Origin of the sequence: Reichenbachiella sp. (genome assembly GCF_039944555.1) — a bacterium.
In the GTDB taxonomy this organism is placed as follows: domain Bacteria; phylum Bacteroidota; class Bacteroidia; order Cytophagales; family Cyclobacteriaceae; genus Reichenbachiella.
On sequence record NZ_JBDUYN010000007.1, the window covers coordinates 200,392 to 224,557 of the forward strand.

The window sequence follows — 24,166 nt, forward strand, 5'->3', positions numbered from 1 at the left end:
ATTATGTTATTCGAAATATTCAAATTTGAACTCAAATATCGGGCGCAACGTCCGGAGACATATATATACTTTACCATTCTTTTCCTGTTTTCTATTCTATCGGTTGACTTTCTTTTTGAAGGTGGAGAACTAGGCCCCCTCAAAAGAAACGCACCATACATCATCGCTCGTACTATGGGCATAGTTTCCGCACTTTTCATGATTCTTACCTCTATGATTATGGGAGTTCCTGTACTACGAGATTTTCAATATCAGATGGAATCTTTGCTTTTCGTCAATCCTATCAAGAAGAGAGATTATTTGCTTGGCCGGTTTTTGGGTTCCTTTGTGGTACTGGTTTTTATCTATACTGGCTTACTTTTCGGAATGGTACTCGGTGATTTTATGCCATGGCATGAAGAGAATTCCTTGTTGCCATTCAGCTTCTGGCACTATCTGCAGCCTTTCCTTTATTTGATCTTGCCTACTTTGTTTTTTGGCGGTGCTATCTTTTTTGTCAGTGGTGCTCTTAGTCGAAAACTGATTGTGGTCTATACTCAGGGGTTTTTCTTCTTGATGGTCTATCTCATGGCAATAAGTTTAGCAATCGGAGCTGACGATCTGTTTCTTACCGCCTTGCTGGAGCCCTTTACCTTTCAGTCAGTCAGAATTTCTACAAAACTATGGACTGTTTTGGAGCGCGGTGTTCAGCTAGTGCCTTTTGAAGGGGTATTGCTGTACAATCGCTTGATGTGGACGGGAATTGGTCTTGTTGCCCTGGTTATCGGCTATTATGGATTCAACTTCAATGTGGTCAGAGACAAGTCTTCTAAATTAAAGAAAAAGGCTTTTCAAGATGAAAACGTCTCTACACATGTCAATAGTAAGAATCCGGTAATTAAGGTACAAACAGGTTTTAAAGCTGACCTGGTTCAATTGATTCATTATTCCATATTCAATTTCAAATCTATTGTGAAAGAGGTGCCCTTCTGGACGATTGTCCTTTGCGGTATGGGTATAGTACTTCTCAACTCTTTTAATTTAGGGACAACATTTGGCGTGAATAGCTATCCAACTACCTATATTCTGGTAGGGGAACTCATGGAGTTGACTATACTGTTTTTTCTATCGATCATCATATTCTATTCTGGCGAATTGATATGGAAAGAACGAGATACCAGAATTAATGGCATACATGATGCACTACCGGTGTCAGACTTTATCAATCTGGGAGGTAAGTTTGTTGGATTGATCCTTATCTGCTTCGTATTGATGCTGATGTTGATCGTGGCAGGCATGCTTTTTCAGACAGTAAATGGTTATTATCATTATCAACTGGATGTGTATTTCACCGGTTTTTTCATTGAAATTTTTCCATTCCTTTTCTTGCTTACCATAGTCTGTTTTTTCTTTCAGTCACTGGTCAATCATAAATTTTTGGGACACTTACTGGTTTTGATTTTTGTATTTGCCACCGCTGTCCCACTGAGGGTATTTGGATTAGATCACGGTCTTTACACGTTTGGTGGCTCCAGCTTGGGTGTGTATTCGGATATGAATGGCTATGGACACTTTTTTGAACCTTTTCTCTGGTTTAAGGGGTATTGGATTGCGTTTTCAATGATATTATTTGTCATAGCAGTAGTTTTCCTTGCGAGAGGGGCTGAGACTAGTCTAAGAACGCGCTGGAACTTGGGTCGACGGCGGATGACCAGACCCTTAATAAGGTTTAGTATCATAGCTGCTGGGATTTTTGTTTGCTCCGGAAGTTATATTTTCTTCAACACCAACTTACTCAATGAGTATTATACTCAGTCGGCTGAGAACGATCATAGGGCAGATTATGAAAAAAAACTCAAAAGGTTTGAGCACCTCCCTCAGCCTAAAATTGTTGACGTTAATCTGGAAGTAGAGCTTTACCCGGACAAGCTGAACTATATCGTAGATGGGTATTATATTTTGGCCAATAAGCATCATTTGCCCATTGATGAAATTCACATTCAAAAACTGCCCAACAGTCAAATTAAACTAGCGTATCTCGATTTTGAAGGTGGTGCTAAGTCCAATAATGAGTATGAGCATTTTAGTTATTATATCTATGAATTGAATGAATCTCTGAAACCAGGTGACTCTGTCAAAATGGAGTTTAAGCAGACTTACAAGACACAAGGGTTTACTGAATATTCGACTACGGATGTAGTGTACAACGGTACCTTTCTTGATAATTTTCATTTTCCAAGCCTGGGATACCTTGAAGATATTGAACTGGAAGAGGACGAGATTCGAGCTGAATACGGTTTGAAACCAAAATTAAGAAGAGCACACATTGATGATCCGATAGCTTTACTTCAAGGTAGGTCTAATGGTGATGGAGAAGAAATCAACTTTGAAATGGTGATCGGTACGGATTCAAGTCAAACAGCGGTTGCTCCTGGCGAATTGATCTCTGCTTGGATAGCTGGCGATCGCAAGTATTTTCATTACAGAATGGAGCAGCCAATGTCCAATTTCTATTCTATCGTATCTGCTCGTTATGAAAAAATAAAGGACCAATGGACACCTGCCAGTGATCATTTGCCGGTAGATCTTGAGATCTACTATCACAAAGGACATGAATACAATCTGGCCCGGATGATAAAAGGGATGAAACGCTCTTTAGCCTATTACAGCGAGCATTTCAGCCCTTATCAGTATCGTCAGATGCGGATTCTGGAGTCTCCGATTTATAAAAATAGAGCACAGTCATTTCCAAATACAGTTCCCTTTTCAGAAGGTGTTGGGTTTATTCTGGCGATCGACGATGAAGTGGATGTAGATATGGCCTTCTACGTTACGGCTCACGAAATGGCGCATCAATGGTGGGGACATCAGGTAAATCCGGCCCATGTACAGGGCCAGTCTATGCTTTCCGAGTCACTCGCACAATACTCAGCGCTTATGGTGTTGCAGAAGGAGTTTACCGAAGATAAGGTACAACAGCTTTTGCAGCAGCAAATGAGAAGTTATCTGAAAGGAAGATCGAGAGAAAGGGGGCAGGAAATGCCTCTGGCATTGGTAGAATCGGGGCAGGATTATATTCATTATGGCAAGGGACTGATCAACTTATACGCCTTCCAAGACTACATCTCAGAAGACAGTGTCAATAATGCCCTTAATCGATTCATAAGAGATTGGGATAGTTTTCATGGGCTCAAAAAGATGAAGACTGATCGTTATCCTATCACATCTGACTTATTGAATTACTTTAGGGAAGTCACGCCGGACAGTTTGCAATATGTAATCGAAGATTTGTTTGAGACCATCACGCTTTATGAAAATAAAACGACCGACGCATTTTATGAAAAAATTTCTATCAATCAATACCAGGTAAGCTTGACATTGGAGGCATTGAAGTACCGTGTGGATAGTGCGGGAACGCAAGTTCCGATCTCTTCAAATGACTGGATAGATGTAGGTATTTATGGATTAGCGAACAGCGGGGAAGAGGAGTTGATTTATCTGGAGAAACATAAAATTACCGGCCAGCAAATCCAGTTGGATATAGTGGTTAACCAAAAACCAGTTCGAGCTGGTATAGACCCTTTAGGTAAGTTGATTGATAAAACTATAAAGAACAATAGCATGCTGCTCTCCGAAAAAAAGGATAAGAGCTAATACTGTTTCGTAGATTTTTTACTAGTGATTCCTATGGTGGATATTCATTTAGCTGAGTAGCTAGATCTTTCACCAATAGTTTCAAGTTCAAGTACCATCGGGTAACCATTAATGTGTTGCCCGATGCTTACTACGTCTTGTCGTGCGGGTATATTTTATATATAAACACTTATGATTAACATAAAAAAGATAAATAGAACTTAATGGGAATGCTGATTTAGGTGACATAGGTTTGTTATGTTAACTGATATTTAAATAACGATCTGTGTCTGCGATTCTCAGAAAAAAGTGGACATCAATGTTAAACACTTAAGAGAAATAGTTATGCCTAAAATTAAGCTAAACAGAGTTCATTGCACCTTACCTGATGAAGTGGACAAGGATGAAATGTATTTAAGACATGGAGGTAAGAAAATTTGGCCACAAGGATCGATCTATTATAGAGTAGATACCGGGGATACCGCATATGTAGATCTGACACTTCAAGTGGAGGAGGGATGGACAGAAATTGAACTGTGGGATTTCGATTATCTGAGCCGAAATGATTTTCTTGGTACATTTAGATTTAAGGTAGGCAATGAGCCCGGTGTTTATACGAATAGTATGAAATTGATGGAAAAAAATAGCACAGCCAGCTACATCTTGGATTGGGAAATATTAAAAGATGAGCATGTACCAAAAGCCATGAAGACCAGAACCGATGAAGAGCAATTGCTTCATTTCTAGTCATGAAGTTTTGAAATTTAATCCTTAATCCTCTCATAACTTCCGTCGTCAAATACGACTTTGTAATCAGATTCGAACAGCTTGGAAGGGATATAGTAGTCGGTTGAAATAATATGGGCTCCGGAAGCTTGTGCACTTTCAAACCGTGTGAGGTCATTCGTACGCGCCTCGCTGGTTTCAGAATCGGCCAGGGTGCGCACCATGTATCCTTTGCTTACCAGTCGTTGAATTTTGTCGAAATCACGAATGGGATCATTCACGACCATGAAAGCAGCCTCACTGGCCCCTTCAGGTCGATTGACAAACAGGGAGGAATTGACCAGACCTGGAAACTTCTCCAGATACAAGGCTGTTTTGGCGTTATTTTCGTCCAGGACGAATAATATTTTCCCATTCACTTCTTCCAGCAATGGCCATCCATCAGTGAGCACAGCCTCTTCCAAAGATTCAAAATTGCCTCTGATATGGTCCGGGGTGATCAGTTGCTCCCAAGTAAATACACTCCTGATTTCTGTATCGATGGAGGCTAAGGCCTCAGTGGTAAATGGCAAGGGCGATGATGTACCTTCAATTTCTTCATCCTGGGCATTGATCAGTACAAAAATGGGTACATGATCCGGGTTTTGATCCGACCATGATTTGATCTCCATAAGACCATTGGTGAATAGCAAATGATGACTTCTGAAATCAACATCCTGAACATGAAAGAGTTTTAATCCCGGAGGCGCTAACTCATTATCTTCATCATAAGGCAGCGGCGTATTTCCTGACTCTAAAATAATTTCAAGGCCTCTGGGGTTGGAATATCGACCGCCTTCGGGGTCGTAAAATAAGTCTAACTCCAAATTTCTCAGGCCCAGGTCCAATTGATCTTTTAGAGGAATATGTTCGTATTCCAGAGACACTGCGCCTTGTGGGTCTATGCCTGCTACAAAATCCAGAAGTGGCTGCTCAACAGCTTGCTTATAGCTGTTATGACTACCAATCACCTGTAAGTCGCTCAGCTTAGTTACAGTCATTTCATCATCTGAGCTGATGCAGGAAGCACAACTTAGCAGGACCAAGAGATTCGAAACTACAGTAAGTCTATCTTTGAATGTCTGCAATTTTTGTATCAGATTAATTCATTAAAATCTTATTGGGTATGTTTGACTTGAGTCAAAGCCTTAACAATAGGCTCCCGAGCTAGACAACGTTACAAATTCCTAATTAATTTATTACGTTCGTTTAAATTTAAAAAGATAGAAACAGGTTTTAAATGATTTTGATCACCGCTATTCTCTTCTCTGCCATCGTGAGCAGTATAATCAATATAGCACTAACGTCTCTGTCTACTTTTCACAACAAGAACTTCCTTTATGGAGTAATAGGATACTTTTCTTGCTTGTTGATCATGTTTGCCGAACATCTCGTTGAGTATGCCGGTTATTCCTGCAGCTACACATTCACTATTTTTATATCAGCCATATTTTATCTACTCCTGGCTCCATTTCTTAATGTAATTATCAATTCGATATTTAATCGGCCCGTGGTTTGGAGTAAGTTTCTGCTAGAGGCGCTTCCTGCCTTGATCTACCTGGTTTTGATGATTCCGTTTTATCAGCTTTCTGGTGAAGCAAAGTGCCAGTACCTGGTAAAATATGTCGATCATCATTGGTTTGGCTCTTACAAGCATAAACTTCTGGTTTGGTCAATTGTCATGCAGACTTCGATATACGCCTATACATGGTTCAAAAAGTTTAGAAATTATAGCCTCTTGATCAAGTCAAAAGCGTCTTCAAGTGAGATCGAGTTCATTCCCTGGATATCAAGGCTATTGGGCGTCATCATACTATTTACTTCTTCGGTTTTTCTTACCTGGCTGGCTCGATTGTTTTATCCTGAGAATTATTACCTGCTAGATAAGTCGGAAAATGTGGTGCTTGCATTTATCCCTTATGTTTTCCTGTTTCTTCTTTTTTTCTTACCCGAGAAGCCTTTTCCTGCATTGGATAAAAGCTCAGCAGCAGATAGCAACGAAAAAGGATACGATCCCTTACAAATAGAGCAGTTGGCAGAACTCATGCAACGGGAAAAACTTTATCTAAACGCCGATCTGAGTTTGGCTGATGTGGCCAACCAGTTGAATATATCGCGGCATGCGCTTTCGAATTTGCTGAGTCAGGGTGTTCAAAAGAACTTCTATGATTTTGTAAATGAATATCGAATCGCACACGCCATCCAATTGATGGACAGCGATATGCTCAAAACGTTTTCGTTGTCCGGGATTGCGAGAGAGTCGGGATTTAATAATTATGTTTCTTTTTTCAGAGTATTCAAACGACTCACTGAGCTGACCCCCTCAGCTTATATAAAAGAGAAAAGTCTGGATTCTGATATCTGATTACACTCGTCCAATTGTAATTTATTGCCATGCCATACTGCGAACCTTTGCATTCCAATTCGTTTAGAATAGCCATTTACAACTATTTAAATCCGAATTTACGATGCAAACTCTCAAAATTACATTTCCGCTAATAGCCATTCTTTTTTGTTTTCAACTCTATGGACAAATCCCGGATAGCATACCGGCTCCCGTATTAGATTTTTATGGCTCTGGTGTGTATGCTAATCAGATAAATGACAGGGCACCAGTCGAAACCAGGCAGTTTGGTCAGCTCAATGGCATCTGGTATTGTACCGGGACTATGCCTGACCCCTTGGGTAAGGTGGATAAGGTGACTTACACCGCCTTTTGGGCATGGAAATACATTTTAGATGGATATGGGGTTCAGGACTTTTGGTTTCAGGGAAAAAATGAGTTTCTCTATTGGAATTACTTCAAAAGAGACATGATGCTCACTCAACTCAGGGTATATGATACGAAAGAGAAAATCTGGAAGGTAGCCTTTATCAACAATAACGCAGGAGAGGTGCCGGGTAGAATGTTTGGGACATTTACGGCACAAGAGCAAGCAGAAGGGGTGGTGATGGATTTTATGCCGCGTGATACAACCAACATGAATCGCATTATATTTTTTGATATCACCGAGGAATCATTTGAATGGCGGGTAGAGAACTCCAAAGATTCAGGTGAGACCTGGAAAGTGATGTCTACCATTTCTGCCAAAAGAATGAAATGAACAAAACGTTACACGGTTTGATCCGGGCCATACAAAACTTATTCAAATGAAAATATACAGATCGAAATTACTTTGGGTTACTTCAGTTTTACTGCTGATTACTAGTTCACTAGCTGCACAAAAAGTCGACTTTCTTGCCAATAACTCAGAAGTATTTCAGGAATTGAAACTGACATCCATTGCATTTTTCGATGCCGTTAAGTCCAGGGACTCTTTAGGGATGATGCTCTCATTAGCTGAAGAATTTACGCTCACCAGCTCCGAGTCCAATGGTGAACTCATGGGAAGAACGCAATATGTAAATGGGTCGCTTCGTCCGGATATTTTAACTGTGATATCCTTCAGACAGTATGATTTTAAGATTAGAAAATACAAGACCATGGCTATTGTTCAGTCCCGAATTGATTGGAAAAGTGAATACAAGGGCATGCCATGGAATGCTGATTTCCTTATCACAGATATTTTCGTTTTTAGGGATCGACGCTGGCAAATTGTTCACCGTCATTCAAGCTATCCGGCCAATAAACTGAAAGAAGTTGTAAAAATGAGAGAAAGGCAATAGTTCTAAAACAAGTCTGTATGAGCGAAAGGAGAGAGGATATACTAGGAACTGTAAATAGCACGAGAACTAATTAATGCCATTTTCACTCCATCGAGGTTCATTGGGGAGAGATCACTCACTATCTTTATAAGTGATTAGGAGTATGGATCCTTAAAAACAGCTTAATGAAGAAAATTGGACTCGGAACGGCCGCCATTGGTCGTCCACAATACATTAATATCAAACAAGACAAAACTGAAGATGAAGATTTGGATGTATTCAGGGAAAGAGGATTAAAGGTTCTTGATACTGCTTACGAGAAAGGAGTTCGTTATTTCGATACTGCACCAGGGTATGGTATGGCGGAACAGCTATTATTAGACTGGGTGCAGACCAAAGCCGATGACTCAATTGAAATAGCCACCAAATGGGGCTACACCTATGTGGCCAATTTTGATCCCAAGGCGACTATCCATGAAGTCAAAGATCACAGTTTGAATCAGCTGCTGAAACAATGGCAAATTTCTAAGGAACTAAAGCCCTACTTGAGTACACTTCAGGTGCATTCGGCAACATTCGAATCAGGAATCTTACAAGATGAAAAGGTTTTGAATAAGCTGGCAGAGTTAAAAGCAAACCAGGATATCCGTATCGGTATAACTACTACCGGGGACAACCAAATTGAGGTACTGCAAGCGGCAATGGATATCCTTGTTCAAGGAATTCCACTTTTCGAAGTCTATCAAGTTACTTATAACATCTTGGACCATAGCCTGACAACTATAGCAGATAAACTGCTGGAATCAGGAAAAAGAATAGTGATCAAAGAGGCCTTGGCCAATGGTAGAGTCTTTCGAAATTCAAGCTACCCGGCATATCAGGCCATGTATGATGCGCTGGAAAAAATGGCTCAGAAATATGAAGTAGGAGTAGATGCCATTGCACTTCGGTATTGTATGGATAGCATCAATCCATACGCCGTGTTGAGCGGTGCATCCGCACCAATTCAAATTGAAGAAAACCTAAAAGCCTTCAATTTTCAACTTGACGAGCAAGAATTGTCTATCTTAAAAGCCTTTAGTCTGGATCCGAAGTTATATTGGTCCGAACGGAAGAAACTCAATTGGAATTAAATATAAATGCTTATGGATATTATCAATGCGCTGATCAAATACATTAAAAGTAATGACAAAGAATCCGTACCCGAAGGGATGTGTCCCAATTGCTGGGGAAGGCAGGAATATAGCGGACAGTTCTATGAAGCGATACATATGGAATCCATCGACCTGAATAATATTGATGCAAAAAAGGGTTGGATTCAGGCCTATGCCGCAAAAAACCTGGAAGGCATCATGCTACATGAAAGCGAAGAAGAGCTACAATGCAACCATTGTAAAACCAGGTTTAAAGTATCGAAGTAAGGTTGCCCTTAAAAATCACCGCTGGCTCCACCACCTCCAAATTCTCCACCTTTACCTATTTGAGAGCTTTCAGATTGATCAATTTGGTGACCTCCTAAAGTCTGAGAAGCAACTACTGCCACCAGATCAGGATTATCCCATTTACTTTGAATAATTTGATCTCTTATAAATCCCTTTCGACTTTTCTTCAGGTACTTTAGCAGTACCAAAGAGATCAAAATCAGAATACCACCTGCAACAGTGATCGACACTTCGGGAGGTGCAAAACTGTAATAATACTTAATGGTAAAAACGGTTAGCGTAAGTACAAGTAAGCTCACCCTAATGAACAGAATCGATCTGTTCCTGATACCCCAGATCAGGTAAGCCAAAGGAATCAGAAAAGTAAAACCATAAAACAGGAATGCCATCGGAATATCCTGTCCTTCACCGAGTTCAAGTCCCATCATTTCAATGCTAAGTTCACGCACCACAAAATAATTACCACCCAGGTAGACAAGGAGCAGTGCAAGTGTATCAAATAGAATAAAATGATCTTCCCAAACCAGGTAATCCGTTTTTTTCTGAATCTTTTGACTGATGATAAACAGGCCACCAAACAGGATCATGATCACAAATGGCAGAAAGGCCAGGATAGAAGTTAGACTCAAAAACAACACGGCTACCAGGCACACTACCGTAGCCACGAGCGAGAGCAAGTCCATATACCTTATGGTACCTATAGACACAAAAAGAAGGGCCATCATCCAGTAGATCAGAATTTCGTCAATACCGAATCCCATCAGTCCAAAATACACAAATGAAAACCCGATATAATAACCAGCCTCCGTAATTCCTGATTTGAAGTGGCGTTTGTCCTTTATCATTACCCTTTCGGTAAAAGCGATCATGACAACTCCTGCAATAAACACCATGATCCGAATAGCCACAATACCCTCATCTGCTACCAACAACAGGATAGGTCCTAATACAGTGGAAAGTCCGAAGAAAGTAGCGACAAACAATAGTATGCGCATAAAGATGGTCGGGGAGTACAAATCAGATGGGTAATCTGCCTGAATACCCTTCCACTGTTCTTCTTCCACTAAGCCGGCCTTGTACCAGGTTTTCGCCTTGGCCAGGGATAGTTTCTTTTTTACCTCCAGGAGGTCATAGGCTACCAGTTTATTTATCATCGGAAAAGTGACTTCTGTTTTTAACAAGTAGGATAACGCCGCCAATAGCGCTTAATGGAAAATAAAATAGCCCAAGTTCATCACCGACATCTGCAGAGAATACCAGGTAGGTGAAGGCCATGTAACCACTAATGGATGAATAGAGGAAGAATAAGAATTCTTTTTGTCGCCAGGCATACCAGCCTATTAATGCGGAGAAAGTCACCAACAGAGAAGCAGTGAGTATTTCAAAGTTGGAATCAAACATGAGGGCAAGCGCACCAAAATAGATCAGCAACAGGCCAAAGTTGTGATAGGTAAATTTGAAATGTGCCTTGACATTATCTTGTGCCAATAACTGGCCTACCACGAGCAGGGTCACGCCAAAACAAATGCTCAACAAGAATACATTTACACCTTCTGCAAGCGAACCGGTGGCCCAATCCACCGGAGACAGGGTAAGGCCTACGGCTGCCGCCAAAGCGGTGATTCCCATAGATAGCACCATCTTATTGTCGAAACGATAGGCCATAAGCAGAAACAATCCGCCACTTAGCAAGGAGGTCCATTTAAGAAGTAACTCAACCCAATCAAAATAGACCTGAACATAGGTGAACAATGAAATGATCAACAGCGAAACAAGTACCAGGACATAGTCAAAATAAATGTGCTCCACAGTGACTTCAGTATGGGAGTAGGGCTTCGACTTCAAGAAAATGTAATATCCACCGACGACTATGAGCAAACTGAGCAGAAACATGATGGCGATGTGTCCGATGTCACTCAGATTTTGATATACAATGTATCCTATACCACCCGTAAAAAGCATGATGCCCAGGTAGAGTACCAGTCTAAGTTCATAGTAAAGTGAAATGACCTTTCGCTGATAAACCGCATCTAAGATTTGAAACTGCTCCTCAGTAAGGTGTTCTTTTTCAAATAAGTCCTTGTGCAGATCGTCCATAACTTGGGTTAAGATAAATTGAAAAATTTAAAGAGCAAATGTTGACATTCAACAAACATATATTATTAACCTTTGGTGATGTAACACCGATGCTGTATTTTTTGAATCTATTAATTATTTCAAAATTTGAAGTACTTTATTTTACTGTTTTGTATTCTACTTACGCAAATGGTACTTGCGCAGGATCTTATAAAAAGCAGACATACCAGCCACCTAACTTATATTTACAAGCTCTCGGATAAAGAGGCTGAAAAAATTTATAGCACCAAGGAATGGGAGGTTGATACTTCTTTTTTTCATACTCTGGTTGATTCATACCCAACAGATAGCACATACCGCAAAAATCTGCCCGGTGGACACTATGTGAGGGCTTACATTTATGAAAATCAACTTAAGCTTGATGTACTTTCAATCGTTGATTTCTTTTTTGAGGCGTTTAATAATAGCGCAGATTTGCAGGTCAAGGTATTTAAAAAGTCCGGAGAAGTAATTTCAGATGCCCAACTGATGCTTGGACGCAAAAAGTTGAAATTTGATTCTAAAACCGAGTCTTATTTTATTCGAAAGACAAATAAACAGGGCCTGCTCAAAGTCACTTATCAAAATCAAAGCGCTTATTCTGACGTAAGCAGATCGCTCAACAACTCGAGGGCTAAAAGATTATCAGCCAAAGTGATCTATAAGACTCCACTAAAATATGTTTGGTTGCCGATCAGGTTTGTTGTTAAGCTTCCCATTGATGGTGTGAAATCTATTGTTAAAAACTATCCACTAGGTACCATTTCACAAACCAAATATTTTTTTATCAAACTCTACCGTAAGGTGGCCTGTATGTTTGACGAATACCATTGTGATTGGTATGGTAATAATTATAAATTTCAAAGAAAGTATAAAGGCTATTTCGTGTATAGCCAACCAAAATACCTTCCTGGAGATACGGTAAAATTCAAAGCTTTTATTACTGAAAAAGGAAAACCGCTTAATAAAGCCGTTGATCTAGTGTTAAGAAAAGGCTACAATGAAAACATTCATATCAAGACACTCAAACCAACAACTAAGGGTGCTTTCGATTTCCAACTTGCTTTAGAAGACTCGCTCAACTTAAAGCTTGACAAAAATTATGATATAAAGCTTCAGAAGAAAGAAGGTAAAGAATACATATCTAAGAGTTTTAGATATGAAGAATATGAATTAAGTAAAAATAACCTTGAGCTGGAAGTTCCTACTCGAAAACAATATAAGGGTGATACAGTTCTAATCCTGGCTTCTGGTAAGGATGAGAATGATCTGAATTTGTTGGATGCAAAATTAGAAGTCCTGGTAGTCGTAGAAGAAATATCAGAATATTTTGATAAATATGTGTTTGTTCCGGATACGCTATCTTATTTTGAAATTCCTTTAAAACCGTCCGGTAAGACCGAGATATCTATCCCTTCGGAGTATTTCCCAAAGGCCAATCTAAAGTACAAGGCCATCGTCAGTTTGACGACATCAGACAACGAGCGTTTGACAGAAAAAGAAGAAATCAGTTATTTTCACCAGGAAGAGATAGTTTCTCATCGATTGTCAAATGATTCTATTCAATTTCAATTCTTACAAAATGGTCAGTCTGACCTCATGCCAGCTTTTATATTTGGAATGGATGCCTTCGGTAACGAAGCGGATTCGATCGCAGTGGACTTACCCTATACTACCAAAATCAATTCCCTATATCACAAGTACTTGGTTAAGATAGATAATCGGGAAACGGCAATTTCTTTGGACAATGAATCCTCAAATTTGAGTTTTAGGACAAATCGTACGAAAGACTCATTGTTCATAAGCACAACAAATCCAAGAAATATTCCTTTCAATTATTTTATTTATAAAGGAAACAAAGAAATCCTCAGAGGGCAGGAATCAAAGTTGCAATTAGAAAGGAAAATCAATACCGGTCGTCCATATCACCTTTCCGTTCAATACGTATGGGGAGGAAGGGTCAAAGAGGAAAATTATAAAATTACATCTCGTAAGAATATACTGACCGTTAATCTGGAGGCACCTCCTATGATATACCCCGGACAGAAAGTAAAAATGAATGTGGTAGTTACCGACAGCTATGGGAAACCAGTTTCGAATACTGATTTACTGGCACACGGATTGACTAAGAAATTTGGTTTTGAACCGCCAGAGTTGAGTACATTGATTAAACCGGCAAAAGACAGAACGCTTATTAATACTTTTAACGTCAATCATAGGTCAGCAACCAACAAGGAGATGGTCTATGACTACACATTTTGGAATGAGCGAGCCAGGTTGGATTCCATTGCCTGTTTCAAATTTTTATTTCCTGGAAATGACATTTATCGATACGAATATTACCCTGAAGATAGTATTACTCAATTCTCTCCATTTGTTGTAAAAGACGGTGTATTACAACCCATTGATATCGTGTATGTTGATCACAAGCCGGTATATTTTAGCTGGTCTGTAGATGAACCTTACTCATTTAGAATTGACAGTGGGTATCATCAGGTTCAAATAAGGACCAGTCCATATCAGTTCGAAATGGATAGTGTTTATTTTCCTTTTAAAAAGAAATTAGTCTTTTGCTTTGATCAGGAAAAATTGCCAAACAGTGTTACCAAGTCCGAAAGGAAATATTATTCACTTACGGAAAACGAGAAGCGAAACTTATACCGCTATGTAGTCCCGTACCGTAATACTTTCGGACCCAATCTGGCTTACTTCAGACAGGGGGAGCGCTTTTATCCGGTTTTACACAATGCAAGGGCAAGGCGCTCAGCGCTGACGGGACCAATATACGAAGGACCACTGGAGTTTCAATTGAAAGGAGGCTATAGCCATAGGTTTGCTCACGAACCCCATTTTGAGTATGAAATTGATAGTTTATTGATAAAAATGCGAACAATTGATCTGGACAAAAAACTGGAGCATTTGCCAATTCGTAAGGCTGTAATTGATTTCAATTCTTTTGCATGGACTGCCAAACGAATAGATGACTATTGGAATGAGGAAATAAAGAACAGAAGAATATCATCAAGAACCTACCTCAATCCTCCAAAGACAAGAAAGGGGAATGGTTCTTTGCATTTGTCAATACCGGATGAGCAACAAACACTGCCACCTGCCTTGAATACCTTAATGTTCAAATTAGATGACCCTAACTTTTTTAGGGTGTACCCTAGGCAAAACCGATTCTTTGAAGACCTAAATGAAGGATGGTACAAGACTATTATTCTTTATGATGTAGGAGAATATGCGGTAGTAGATTCCATAAACATAAGGAAAAATGGCCTGAACTACCACGAGATAGAAAACCTGCTTATTACACCTAAAGACACGTTTGGTATTCGAATGAATGAGTTGATGAATCAGCATTTTAGACAGCTAAGTGAGTTTCCTCTCGCCACCTCAGAAAAAGAAGCACTTTACAAGACCTATCAGCGCGCATTTCAATTTACAGGAGATGGAGAGACAGTTAGTGGATATATTTATGATAGCCAAGGGGAAGCTGTCCCGGGAGTAACCGTGGTTGTAAAGGGAACCACATTTGGGACAGTATCTGATATGGATGGTCATTATTCACTAAGAGTACCTTCATACAGTTCAGAGCTTGTTTTCGGTTTTGTTGGTTTTGTAAGCGAACAAATTCACATCGGAGCCAGGACATCTATTGACGTTACCATGACAGAGGATGTTCAGCGTTTAGAAGAAGTAGTTGTGATAGGGTATGGTGTATCTTCTAAAAGTAATCTCAGCGCTGCCGTCACATCTATAAGCGGCAACGACGATGCCTTACTAGGCAGCTTGCAAGGAAGAGTAGCGGGAGTTAGTATTTCTTCTAGTGCCGTGCCTGGCTCAGGTACAGTCATAAATATTCGAGGCAATTCATCATTTTCCCAATCGGGTAAACCACTGATAATTATTAATGGTGTGCCCTACCTTGGAGACCTCGAATCCCTGGATATAGAACAATCGAATTTGACAGAGATGAAGGTCTTGAATCCTGAGAATGCGGTGGCCATATATGGCGCGAGGGCCGCTAACGGTATACTCATGATCACCACCAAAAATGGAGTTTCAGGGATGCCAATGCCCAATGGTAAAGGGGCCATGCTCACGGATGAGTTTTTGGCCTCAGCCTCTAGTGCCAATTCTATTCGAACCAATTTTTCGGATGCTGCCTTTTGGGAGCCACGACTAAAAACCGATGCGCTTGGAAAAGCCAGTTTTGATGTGACCTTTCCAGATGATATTACCAAATGGGAAACATTTGTCTATGCTACAGGTGCCAAAAGGCGGGCAGGACAGTCACAAAGTGAAATCAAAGCCTTTAAACCTTTGTCAGCTCAATTAAATCTACCAAGATTTTTGCTATATGGCGATTCCACATGGCTCATCGGAAAAAGCTTAAACTACACCTTCGATTCAGTCCTGGTAAAAAATGTATTCGAAATAGATGGGGAAATTCAGCAAGCCAGGAATTCAACTTTCAAAGATTCATACATCGACTCTCTATTGCTTGTTCCTTTATCCCAGGATACAATAAAAGCTAAGTACTACCTAAAGCGAGAAGATGGCTATTTCGACGGAGAAGAACGTTCTATTCCGGTTTATCCTGTTGGCTTGGAAAAAAGACAAGGATACAACGCTGCACTGATAGGGGACACTGCTGTCCATTGGCAGTTTTCTCCATCCAATGGCCCCGTCACGATTTACGCTCACTCAAATTCACTTCAGCTCGTGAAAGACAAGATCGAATTTCTTATCGAGTATAAATATGGCTGCAATGAACAGCTTGCTAGTAAGTTGAAGGCCATGCTGGCTTCGCGCCAACTTAGTGAGGCGATAGATGTTAAAGAAAGTGGTGACAGAAAAATACGCCGTATCATTCAGCGACTTGCTAATAATCAAAATAGCAATGGCCTCTGGGGGTGGTGGAGTACCGGATCAACTGAAATGTGGATCAGCCTTCATGTAATTGAAGCACTGGAAAGTGCTCGAAACCAAGGATTTAAAATACCCATAGATAAAACAAAACTACAAGATGAAGCCGTTTGGAATCTCATTTCATCCAAACCTAACGAGCTAAAAATAAACTGGCTCTATATTTCTTCCTTGTTGGATTTAAAATTGGATAGGTTGGGGTTTGTAAACCAATTAGATTCTGTGGCAGACTTGGAAATTACAGAACGATTAAAACTCAACTATATCAAGTTGATCAATCGTCAACCGGTAGACAATACCTGGGTAATTGATTCACTGAAGTCTGATCTTCTTGGCTCTTTATATCTAAAGGCAAGGGGAAATAATCAATTGGCTTATGCCAAAGAATCTCTTAAAACGACCACCTGGGCTTTGAAGCTACTAATAGAAGATACTTCAGTGAATAGAACGACCAAGGATAGAATTCAAAATTTCCTATTGGCCGAAATGGCTTCTAAGCATTATTCAAATACATATACCACTTCAAATATCGTGGAAGTGCTAGCCTCTCTAAACAGTAGATCAAAAGAGCAAACTGAATTGCAGCTTTCAATTTCCGGCGATTTTGCGGAGAACGTATCGACCTTTCCATTCGAAAAGGAAATCGACGATATCAGTGAATTAAAAATATCTAAGTCAGGCTCTACTCATGTATATATGACAGCTTATCAGACAGTTTGGGAGACAAACCCCACAAATAACATGACTAATTTTAGTTTGGAAACCAGATTCGAAAATGGTGACCATACGCTTGTGGCCGGAAAGCCAGAGAAATTGCTGGTGGATTTAGAAATGAAACATGATGCTGACTATGTGATGATTGAGGTGCCCATTCCTGCAGGCTGCTCATATGGTTCAAAGAAACAAATGTATGGTAATGAGAGCCATCGCGAGTATTTTAAGGAGAAAGTCGCCGTTTTCTACAAGCATCTTTCAGAAGGTTCTCATAGGTTTGAAATTGACCTGATACCACGATATGATGGAATCTACTCTCTAAATCCCGCTAAAATTGAGCTCATGTATTTTCCTACAATCAATGCGAATGTCGAAATGAAGAAAGTTAGAATCAACTAACATATTAACGTTGAACAATTTGTTTCACAGAATAAGATTAGATGCAATTGATACATGTTTCTGAATGATATATACAACCGAGAATGAATAAAGTTCAAAAGCTTTTACAACTCAATAAAAGCCGGAGTGATTCGTTATTCAAACTTAAAATGTGATCAGACACTTTTTCCATGTTCAACATTGCTCAGAGCCTTGCCATTTTCTTTTTGGTGTCGGCAGCATTTTCGGGTGTGCTGCTAGCCATTGCCTATCAGTTCGACGAGGAGACTTTCGACAAGCTAGGCTTAAGCAAAATGAAAACAACACCTGGTCTGATCAAATCAGCCAAACTCTTTGGCCTTAGCCAAAGACCTGTCTTTCAGGTCATCTACCTGTTGAGTCTGATTTTTGTGTTGTTTGCCTATGTTGCCATTGTCCTATTGATCATTCACCTGGCTATCTGGATCATCAACAGTGGCAACTTGATTGCCTGATCTATAATGGTCCAAGCCATACCTTAAAAGCATCGCATACCTCTTCCCAAAGATTGACAACGATGGGTTTATCACCATCTATCGAAACCTCGAATGTTTCTGATTCTACCCATTGTTTAGTCTCCGGATGTAGCTGAGTGGCTTTTCTTCTGAAGTAAGAAAAGGATCGCTCAGCTTCATTATCAACAATGTGAATGCGCCCTTTTCTTTTCACATACTCAAAGTGCTCGGCTGAATAACCAAGGTCTGCCATGATCAGCAACAAGTCTTTTCTATGTGTTTGTAAGAATTTCATGAGGCAACAACTGAAAGACTAAGATAACTTAGTTGCACAAACTGACCTTTTTCAGAGCGGAATATGATAATGGTCATATGATTTATTGAGATGAGTAGCTACTTTTTACCTAACCAAAATTAGCCATCATGAAGAAGATATTAGTATTAACCGATTTTTCCGACAGCGCTCAAAATGCTGCCCAAATGGCTGTTCAAATCGCGAAGAAGATTGATGCAGAAATCTTGTTTTTACATTGCACCGAAGTGCCAATCGACTGGTTGACCATGACTGAGGGAAATAAGGCCATTTATACGGATGTAAAAGAAAAAGTGAACAATATTCATGGTGAATTGAACGCACTGGTCAAAATAGCTGATCAGGAAGGTATAGAAGCCAAACACTCCGTAGGGTTCAACAAGGATACCACACACTTAAATGAATACATGGAGAAGAATGAAATAGATTTGGTAGTGATGGGGTCTACAGGTGCATATGGACTAAAGGAGCTCTTTTCCGGAAGCAATTCGCAGCAGGTAGTTCGTCATTCTGAAGTTCCGGTATTGATTATAAAAGAGCCACTCGATATTTCAAATATGCAAATTGTATTTGTTTCAGACTTCGAAGCTGAGATTTTGCCCCCGTTTAAAAAAATGGTTACCCTGGCTAAAGCATTGGATGCTAAAATTCATTTAATACATGTGGATATTGGCGAATTTGGTATGCACATCTGGCAAGTAGAAAAAAACATGCAAGCTTTTGTTTCAGCAGCAGGAGAGCAATTTGCAGACACCTTTGTGGTTCATGCGTTTAATGTCGAAGAAGGCGTGGATAAGTATTGTGAAAAAAAGGAAGGAGCAATTATATGCATGGCTACCCATGGCAGGACAGGCATATCACGATTGATTAAAGGTAGCTTAACAGAGCAGCTTGTCAAGCATTTGGATGTTTCGCTTATTAGCCTACATATCTAATACCGGCGGCCTCAGGAATAGTGGATTTCAAGAATTTTTTCTTTCAGAAGATGTCACCTTGATTTAGTATGTTTGGACCAATAGATACAATTCAATATAGTTAACTAATTAACTATATTGAATTGTTATCTGTTATTACTTATCCATAAAGACACTGCAATTAATTGTCGCACTTTTTTTCTCCATTCTCTTTTTTTCTTGTCGCATGAACAACTTTAAATTTTCCGATGCGGAGATCTTTAGCAAACTTGTAGATGAATCCTCAAATTCAGTCGATAACCTCCCAATATTCTCACTGATTGATATAGAGTTTGTAAAACAAGCTGGGAAAATGCCAATTAAAGATTCTATTAAACCTTTATACAAGGCATTCGAACGACTTAACATTAAATCATTTATTAGGTATAATTCAAGTGCACTCTTTGTTCTGGAACAGTCTAAAGATTTTCTAACTGCATACCAATTTTCTAACATTAAAACATATGAAACTTTGCCGATAATAGAGAATCATTATAAAATTTTATCGACTGAAGCAATTGAAACTAATTGGCAACTAATTAAACTTAAGGAATTGCCGTTATATGAGGGAAACAACAGGTAACATGACTTATGAATTCATGCGGGTTCAACGGCATTTGAACTTCCGTGGTTCTTGGAAACTCCGCCATGTTTTGTAAATTTAAAATTAGATCATGGCTAAGTGTGAGACGGAACCGATAATTAGTTCATTCCGCACGCATCATAGCCAGTTCGTTATACACCACTGCGCTTCGAATCAATTTTGTATGAAACTTGAAAATAATTGGCGATACAAAAACCTAGAATCACTAGAGAAGGATAGCTGGAGACCAACTCTTAAAGAAGAAAGTTATCTGGTAATAACAATGCATGAACTTCGAAAGAAGCAACTTAATGACTTCACGATTGAAGACTTGCGCATAATGATTGGTCAAAACATTGGGTTACCATTCCTTGTCCCTCTGGCAATTGAACAATTAGAAAAGAATATTTTAGTGGAAGGTGATTTTTACGAAGGAGACTTATTGAAGAATGTGCTAGGTAGTGATCCTGAATATTGGAAATCAGAGAAGACGAACTGGCAAACAGTAACAGAACTTTTCTTGAGCAATGAGCAAACTCTAGACGAATTTGATACCACTCGAAACATCAAGAATGGCTGGAAGGAAGAGTTTAAGAAATTCAGAAACATAAATAGCGGTGTGTAACAAACTGTATAAGGCATATGCTTAAGTGCTTTCTACAAACTGCATCTGAACTCGACCATTTCTTCTACCTCCAACTGGTCCAAGAATAGACTAAGAAAAACTGGTTCAAGATTATCCCTTAGGGTGCCTATGGTATATCTTGGGCCCTTTTCTTTGGTAAGGTCTAGTTTGAATTGAAAAGAGCATTTTGGATTTTAAGCACAAGGCTACGTGCTCCGGTTCAAACCTGCGCAGTGGGGGACCCCAGGAATAGTTGGTTTCAAGTATTTTTTTCTTTCAGAAAATGTCACTTTGATTCATTATGTTTGAATCAATAGATACAATGGATATATAGCTAACTAATTAACTATATTGAATTGTTATAAGCAATGAAAATATGAGGTCAGCAATAATAGTTTTATTCTTTTTCTCTTCGCTTGTCTGTCAAGCTGATATGGGAAGTTGCTATCTATTCAAAGTAAAATTTAAAACAACTTCAGGTAATAAGTTTGAAGGATACATGAAATATGGAAACTACACCTCATTTAATTTCCACTCTAAAGGAGTGACGTTTAATTCAGATCAAAAGAATATTGAAATCGCCTATACGAATGAAGAAGAATTAGAAGCTAACCATTCAGATAGACTTCTTTCTTACAATGCAGAATTAACGGAAATTGTCTTGAATACCTCAAGCGTTGTGATTTGGTCTGACGTAATAAGTTTTAAAGTAGACGGCACTGAATACAGCCAACTAATTGGCATCAAGAAAAAAATGAGCTCTAATGAAATCGAGAGGTTACACATAACCTATATTTCAAGTTGTTTAGTAGGTCAAAATATTGAAACCAAATTAGATATATCTGATAAAGATTGGATTGAAAATGCAGAAAAAGCACTAGTAAATCGACTGGAATTAGGGATTAAATACACCAATTGCCATTATAAAACATGCTTTTTTAGCAAATCGGATTCAATCATATCGGATAAACTGATGCAATTAGAAAAGCTCTACAGAAAACGTTTAATCGGTAACGAATTTCCTGATAATGAGTCGGAAACAATAGATTACAAATCAATCAATCAAAAAATTGAAAAAATAATTAGTTGGCTAAGAGCGAAGAAAGTATTAATTCTAAGTGAGTGCTCCTGTTAAAGCTCATAACATCCCTATCATTCATGGTATTTTTCTACTAGAGTCGAGAGCGGCAGTTTCTATCAGCACCGGAAAATCTTCACTTTTCCTCATTTGGATCAAAAAAGGTAGTGATGAAAATCGAAGATTTTCCTAATTTGTAACTGAAACAAAATACACGTCAAGCACCACGGAGGATAGCTGGGCGTTAGAAGCAATAATCACAAATGGACAATAGAGGGGTAGTCAAAATTTCGTATTTCTACAGCAACTATTTTGGTGGACGTTTCCAGACTGCTGGAGTTAGCTTATTTATTCAACCTGCTGACGAATTTATGTTCATACCTAAAGTGGAATGGATTGGAGAATCTTTTGAAGATGCAATTAAACAAGGGATTCTGGATGGTTTTAAGGACATTGATTTAGATATTGATCAAGGAATAAGCGTTCAATTGACTGATATTGTAAATCATGAAATAGACTCCTCTTGGAAATCTTTTTATATGGCTTCTCGAATAGCAATTAGAACCAGAAAGGATCTTCGCGAACTACGTGCTATAGACTAAAGGTTATCTACCAGATCAGCTTGTCCAACAAATCACTAATAAATACAATCTACCTCTGTTTCATCTCAATTGCGTTTAATGTCGAGGAGGGCGTTGATAAGTATTGTGAAAAAAAGGAGGGAGCAATTATATGCATGGCTACCCATGGCAGGACAGGCATATCACGATTGATTAAAGGTAGCTTAACAGAGCAGCTTGTCAAGCATTTGGATGTTTCGCTTATTAGCCTTCACATATAATACTGACGACCTCAGGAATAGTTAGTTTCAAGAATTTTTTTCTTTCAGAAAATGTCACTTTGATTCATTATGTTTGGAGCAAAAGATACAATGGATATATAGTTAACTAATTAATTATATTGAATTGTTGGCAATCATTTGATTGAATGAATAAAAACAACGAATTATCTTATGCCGGCATTGCTGTGCTAGCCTGCGCAATATTATACACGATTTTGTATCTTTACTCTTTTGATTCAGGTCAGGTAATCACGGCTTCCTTAGCCAACCAATTGATGGAAAAAAATGGATCACTATACGGCCTGGCATTCTTTATTTCTCTTATCTCAATCTTTCCAATTAAGCAGAACGCAAAATTTCTTCTAGCATCATTTGTATTTACAATATCATTGAGCATTTCAATTGTTGTTTATAATCATCTAACCCCGAACCCTTTTGGTGAAATTCATCTTGAAGTAGCGGTAGCACTAACTTTTCATTCATTTATTGCTCTAATACTCCATTATTCTTCACTTGAGAAGTATAATGAAATATGTGAAGTATTTGTAATGTCAAGACTTGAACGAACTTCAACAATTGACGTAATTTTCACCTTTTCACACCTTGTAGTACTGATACCGTTTATAACGAATTAAAATTGCTAACATTCTGTAATCAAATCATGACGGTCCAGTGGTGAACGAAGGTTTTCTGCGTTCTGGAAGCTCACCATATCTCAGATTAGTTCTATGGAATTGAAAAAGAGATAGACTGCGCATCTCGGACCAAATCAGAGATTTGGCTATCTTGTAGCCGAAATTTAAACCATAAGAATTGCCACAAATGATATGGCAGCGTTGAGCACCACACCGCACAGACCAAATGAATTTTATACTAGCCCTTTTCTTGACGTTTCAATCAGACAGCACAACTCTTAACTGGGAACGTGTAACTGTCGATGACCTATTAACAGTCGAACTACCTAGCAACTTCGAAAGAACAGACACATTAGGTCAAACAGTTTTTTACGCTGAGGCAAACTACTCAGTCATCACTCTAAGTCGAGTTCCTGAATCAGCTATTCCACAAGTTGATCGAATTACCTCCAGTTCAACAGAAGAATTGAGAAAACTCTACACAGGATTTCAAAATGGAACAATTAAAGGCAGTCAAGGCGAAGTAGTGGATAGTCAGGATGTTTTAATAGACTCTCTTAGTGCTAGGGTTTTTCGAACTGACTACAACAACGGAGAAACCAAGTTTAACCAACTTATACTTGTACGCGACAAAATTTATTTTGCGACCGTTTGGTTCAACACCGAACATCTGGAACTGGTCGAAATTGAAATAGCACGGTACTTTAATTCTTTTCAATTTGACGTAATACCATCGAATCAACTACGTCCTGCTCGACTTGAAGATTCAACATCTTACAAAATTGGTGAACTCTTGGGAACCATTATTGGATATGCACTAATCCCAGGAACAATAATACTGATTGTCATTCTTATTAGAAGAAAGAAGAAGAAATAAACGGTGCTCAACATATGCTATGAATGGGGTTTCATCAGTCAAGATACTTTCGTGGGGATTGCCCCGAAGGGGTCCTTATGTGGAGAAAGTCCGCCACAAGTATTAAATTTAAATCAAGACTGGGCCGCGTAGGCGTGGCTATGTGCTGGACGAGAGGTTAGTGC

General features: G+C 39.1%; 19 protein-coding genes. 15 read left to right on the plus strand and 4 right to left on the minus strand.

Annotated features, from left to right (window positions below; translation table 11 throughout):
• Positions 1 to 3: 3 nt before the first annotated feature.
• Together ABJD64_RS09465 and ABJD64_RS09470 are read left to right on the plus strand one after the other, a co-directional pair.
• The gene (locus ABJD64_RS09465; protein WP_348178070.1) at positions 4 to 3,633 is read left to right on the plus strand and encodes a M1 family aminopeptidase; all 3,630 of its coding nucleotides are present in this window, start codon (positions 4 to 6) and stop codon (positions 3,631 to 3,633) included.
• Between the two features lie 324 nt (positions 3,634 to 3,957).
• Entirely contained in the window at positions 3,958 to 4,359 is a 402-nt protein-coding gene (locus tag ABJD64_RS09470; RefSeq protein ID WP_348178072.1) for a hypothetical protein, read from the plus strand.
• Positions 4,360 to 4,376: 17 nt separating this feature from the next.
• Here the strand turns inward: ABJD64_RS09470 and ABJD64_RS09475 are convergent, their stop codons facing one another.
• Positions 4,377 to 5,465: a phosphatidylinositol-specific phospholipase C1-like protein gene (locus ABJD64_RS09475; protein ID WP_348178074.1), complete on the minus strand. Its 1,089-nt coding sequence runs from the start codon at positions 5,463 to 5,465 to the stop codon at positions 4,377 to 4,379.
• A 152-nt stretch (positions 5,466 to 5,617) separates the two neighbouring features.
• Here ABJD64_RS09475 and ABJD64_RS09480 point away from each other — a divergent pair, with 152 nt between their 5' ends.
• The 5 genes from ABJD64_RS09480 (at position 5,618) to ABJD64_RS09500 (ending at position 9,443) form a co-directional block, all read left to right on the plus strand.
• Positions 5,618 to 6,742 carry a helix-turn-helix domain-containing protein gene (locus ABJD64_RS09480; RefSeq protein ID WP_348178076.1) on the plus strand — a complete coding sequence of 375 codons (1,125 nt, stop codon included), beginning with the start codon at positions 5,618 to 5,620 and terminating at the stop codon, positions 6,740 to 6,742.
• 103 nt (positions 6,743 to 6,845) lie between these two features.
• The gene (locus tag ABJD64_RS09485; protein WP_348178078.1) at positions 6,846 to 7,481 is read left to right on the plus strand and encodes a hypothetical protein; all 636 of its coding nucleotides are present in this window, start codon (positions 6,846 to 6,848) and stop codon (positions 7,479 to 7,481) included.
• Between the two features lie 46 nt (positions 7,482 to 7,527).
• Positions 7,528 to 8,043, plus strand: a complete 516-nt coding sequence (locus ABJD64_RS09490; RefSeq protein ID WP_348178080.1) for a nuclear transport factor 2 family protein — start codon at positions 7,528 to 7,530, stop codon at positions 8,041 to 8,043.
• A 164-nt stretch (positions 8,044 to 8,207) separates the two neighbouring features.
• Positions 8,208 to 9,155, plus strand: coding sequence for an aldo/keto reductase (locus ABJD64_RS09495; RefSeq protein WP_348178082.1), 948 nt, complete (start codon positions 8,208 to 8,210; stop codon positions 9,153 to 9,155).
• A gap of 12 nt (positions 9,156 to 9,167) precedes the next feature.
• Entirely contained in the window at positions 9,168 to 9,443 is a 276-nt protein-coding gene (locus ABJD64_RS09500) for a hypothetical protein (RefSeq protein ID WP_348178084.1), read from the plus strand.
• Between the two features lie 8 nt (positions 9,444 to 9,451).
• Here ABJD64_RS09500 and ABJD64_RS09505 read toward each other — a convergent pair whose 3' ends face one another.
• Both ABJD64_RS09505 and ABJD64_RS09510 read right to left on the minus strand, forming a co-directional pair.
• The gene (locus ABJD64_RS09505; RefSeq protein ID WP_348178086.1) at positions 9,452 to 10,618 is read right to left on the minus strand and encodes a hypothetical protein; all 1,167 of its coding nucleotides are present in this window, start codon (positions 10,616 to 10,618) and stop codon (positions 9,452 to 9,454) included.
• Positions 10,608 to 11,561 (minus strand): hypothetical protein, encoded by a 954-nt coding sequence (locus tag ABJD64_RS09510; RefSeq protein WP_348178088.1) that lies wholly within the window; start codon positions 11,559 to 11,561, stop codon positions 10,608 to 10,610. Before ABJD64_RS09510 ends, ABJD64_RS09505 begins: the two co-directional genes overlap by 11 nt.
• Before the next feature lie 126 nt (positions 11,562 to 11,687).
• Here ABJD64_RS09510 and ABJD64_RS09515 point away from each other — a divergent pair, with 126 nt between their 5' ends.
• Both ABJD64_RS09515 and ABJD64_RS09520 read left to right on the plus strand, forming a co-directional pair.
• Complete coding sequence (locus ABJD64_RS09515; protein WP_348178090.1) at positions 11,688 to 17,624, plus strand: carboxypeptidase-like regulatory domain-containing protein; 5,937 nt, start codon at positions 11,688 to 11,690, stop codon at positions 17,622 to 17,624.
• Positions 17,625 to 17,794: 170 nt separating this feature from the next.
• Entirely contained in the window at positions 17,795 to 18,097 is a 303-nt protein-coding gene (locus ABJD64_RS09520; protein ID WP_348178092.1) for a hypothetical protein, read from the plus strand.
• A gap of 1 nt (position 18,098) precedes the next feature.
• Here the strand turns inward: ABJD64_RS09520 and ABJD64_RS09525 are convergent, their stop codons facing one another.
• Complete coding sequence (locus tag ABJD64_RS09525) at positions 18,099 to 18,392, minus strand: hypothetical protein (protein ID WP_348178094.1); 294 nt, start codon at positions 18,390 to 18,392, stop codon at positions 18,099 to 18,101.
• Between the two features lie 128 nt (positions 18,393 to 18,520).
• On the opposite strand from ABJD64_RS09525, the gene ABJD64_RS09530 reads away from it, so the two are divergent.
• From ABJD64_RS09530 to ABJD64_RS09555, 6 genes are all read left to right on the plus strand, one after another.
• A complete protein-coding gene (locus ABJD64_RS09530; protein WP_348178096.1) occupies positions 18,521 to 19,345 on the plus strand; it encodes a universal stress protein in 825 nt (274 codons plus the stop codon).
• Between the two features lie 785 nt (positions 19,346 to 20,130).
• Positions 20,131 to 20,571: a contact-dependent growth inhibition system immunity protein gene (locus ABJD64_RS09535; protein WP_348178098.1), complete on the plus strand. Its 441-nt coding sequence runs from the start codon at positions 20,131 to 20,133 to the stop codon at positions 20,569 to 20,571.
• A 376-nt stretch (positions 20,572 to 20,947) separates the two neighbouring features.
• Positions 20,948 to 21,706, plus strand: coding sequence for a hypothetical protein (locus tag ABJD64_RS09540; RefSeq protein ID WP_348178100.1), 759 nt, complete (start codon positions 20,948 to 20,950; stop codon positions 21,704 to 21,706).
• A gap of 206 nt (positions 21,707 to 21,912) precedes the next feature.
• The gene (locus tag ABJD64_RS09545) at positions 21,913 to 22,251 is read left to right on the plus strand and encodes a hypothetical protein (protein ID WP_348178102.1); all 339 of its coding nucleotides are present in this window, start codon (positions 21,913 to 21,915) and stop codon (positions 22,249 to 22,251) included.
• A 385-nt stretch (positions 22,252 to 22,636) separates the two neighbouring features.
• On the plus strand, positions 22,637 to 23,125 hold the full coding sequence (locus tag ABJD64_RS09550; protein WP_348178104.1) for a hypothetical protein: 489 nt from the start codon (positions 22,637 to 22,639) through the stop codon (positions 23,123 to 23,125).
• 226 nt (positions 23,126 to 23,351) lie between these two features.
• Positions 23,352 to 24,002 carry a hypothetical protein gene (locus ABJD64_RS09555; protein WP_348178106.1) on the plus strand — a complete coding sequence of 217 codons (651 nt, stop codon included), beginning with the start codon at positions 23,352 to 23,354 and terminating at the stop codon, positions 24,000 to 24,002.
• The last annotated feature ends 164 nt before the right edge of the window (positions 24,003 to 24,166 follow it).

Coding starts and splice junctions, on each gene's coding strand:
- ABJD64_RS09490 (WP_348178080.1), top strand. CDS start 7,528: ATGAAAATATACAGATCGAAATTACTTTGGGTTACTTCAGTTTTACTG.
- ABJD64_RS09505 (WP_348178086.1), bottom strand. CDS start 10,618: ATGATAAATAAACTGGTAGCCTATGACCTCCTGGAGGTAAAAAAGAAA.
- ABJD64_RS09510 (WP_348178088.1), bottom strand. CDS start 11,561: ATGGACGATCTGCACAAGGACTTATTTGAAAAAGAACACCTTACTGAG.
- ABJD64_RS09530 (WP_348178096.1), top strand. CDS start 18,521: ATGAAGAAGATATTAGTATTAACCGATTTTTCCGACAGCGCTCAAAAT.
- ABJD64_RS09535 (WP_348178098.1), top strand. CDS start 20,131: ATGAAACTTGAAAATAATTGGCGATACAAAAACCTAGAATCACTAGAG.
- ABJD64_RS09500 (WP_348178084.1), top strand. CDS start 9,168: ATGGATATTATCAATGCGCTGATCAAATACATTAAAAGTAATGACAAA.
- ABJD64_RS09485 (WP_348178078.1), top strand. CDS start 6,846: ATGCAAACTCTCAAAATTACATTTCCGCTAATAGCCATTCTTTTTTGT.
- ABJD64_RS09545 (WP_348178102.1), top strand. CDS start 21,913: ATGGACAATAGAGGGGTAGTCAAAATTTCGTATTTCTACAGCAACTAT.
- ABJD64_RS09540 (WP_348178100.1), top strand. CDS start 20,948: ATGAGGTCAGCAATAATAGTTTTATTCTTTTTCTCTTCGCTTGTCTGT.
- ABJD64_RS09525 (WP_348178094.1), bottom strand. CDS start 18,392: ATGAAATTCTTACAAACACATAGAAAAGACTTGTTGCTGATCATGGCA.
- ABJD64_RS09495 (WP_348178082.1), top strand. CDS start 8,208: ATGAAGAAAATTGGACTCGGAACGGCCGCCATTGGTCGTCCACAATAC.
- ABJD64_RS09480 (WP_348178076.1), top strand. CDS start 5,618: ATGATTTTGATCACCGCTATTCTCTTCTCTGCCATCGTGAGCAGTATA.
- ABJD64_RS09555 (WP_348178106.1), top strand. CDS start 23,352: ATGAATTTTATACTAGCCCTTTTCTTGACGTTTCAATCAGACAGCACA.
- ABJD64_RS09465 (WP_348178070.1), top strand. CDS start 4: ATGTTATTCGAAATATTCAAATTTGAACTCAAATATCGGGCGCAACGT.
- ABJD64_RS09520 (WP_348178092.1), top strand. CDS start 17,795: ATGTTCAACATTGCTCAGAGCCTTGCCATTTTCTTTTTGGTGTCGGCA.
- ABJD64_RS09470 (WP_348178072.1), top strand. CDS start 3,958: ATGCCTAAAATTAAGCTAAACAGAGTTCATTGCACCTTACCTGATGAA.
- ABJD64_RS09550 (WP_348178104.1), top strand. CDS start 22,637: ATGAATAAAAACAACGAATTATCTTATGCCGGCATTGCTGTGCTAGCC.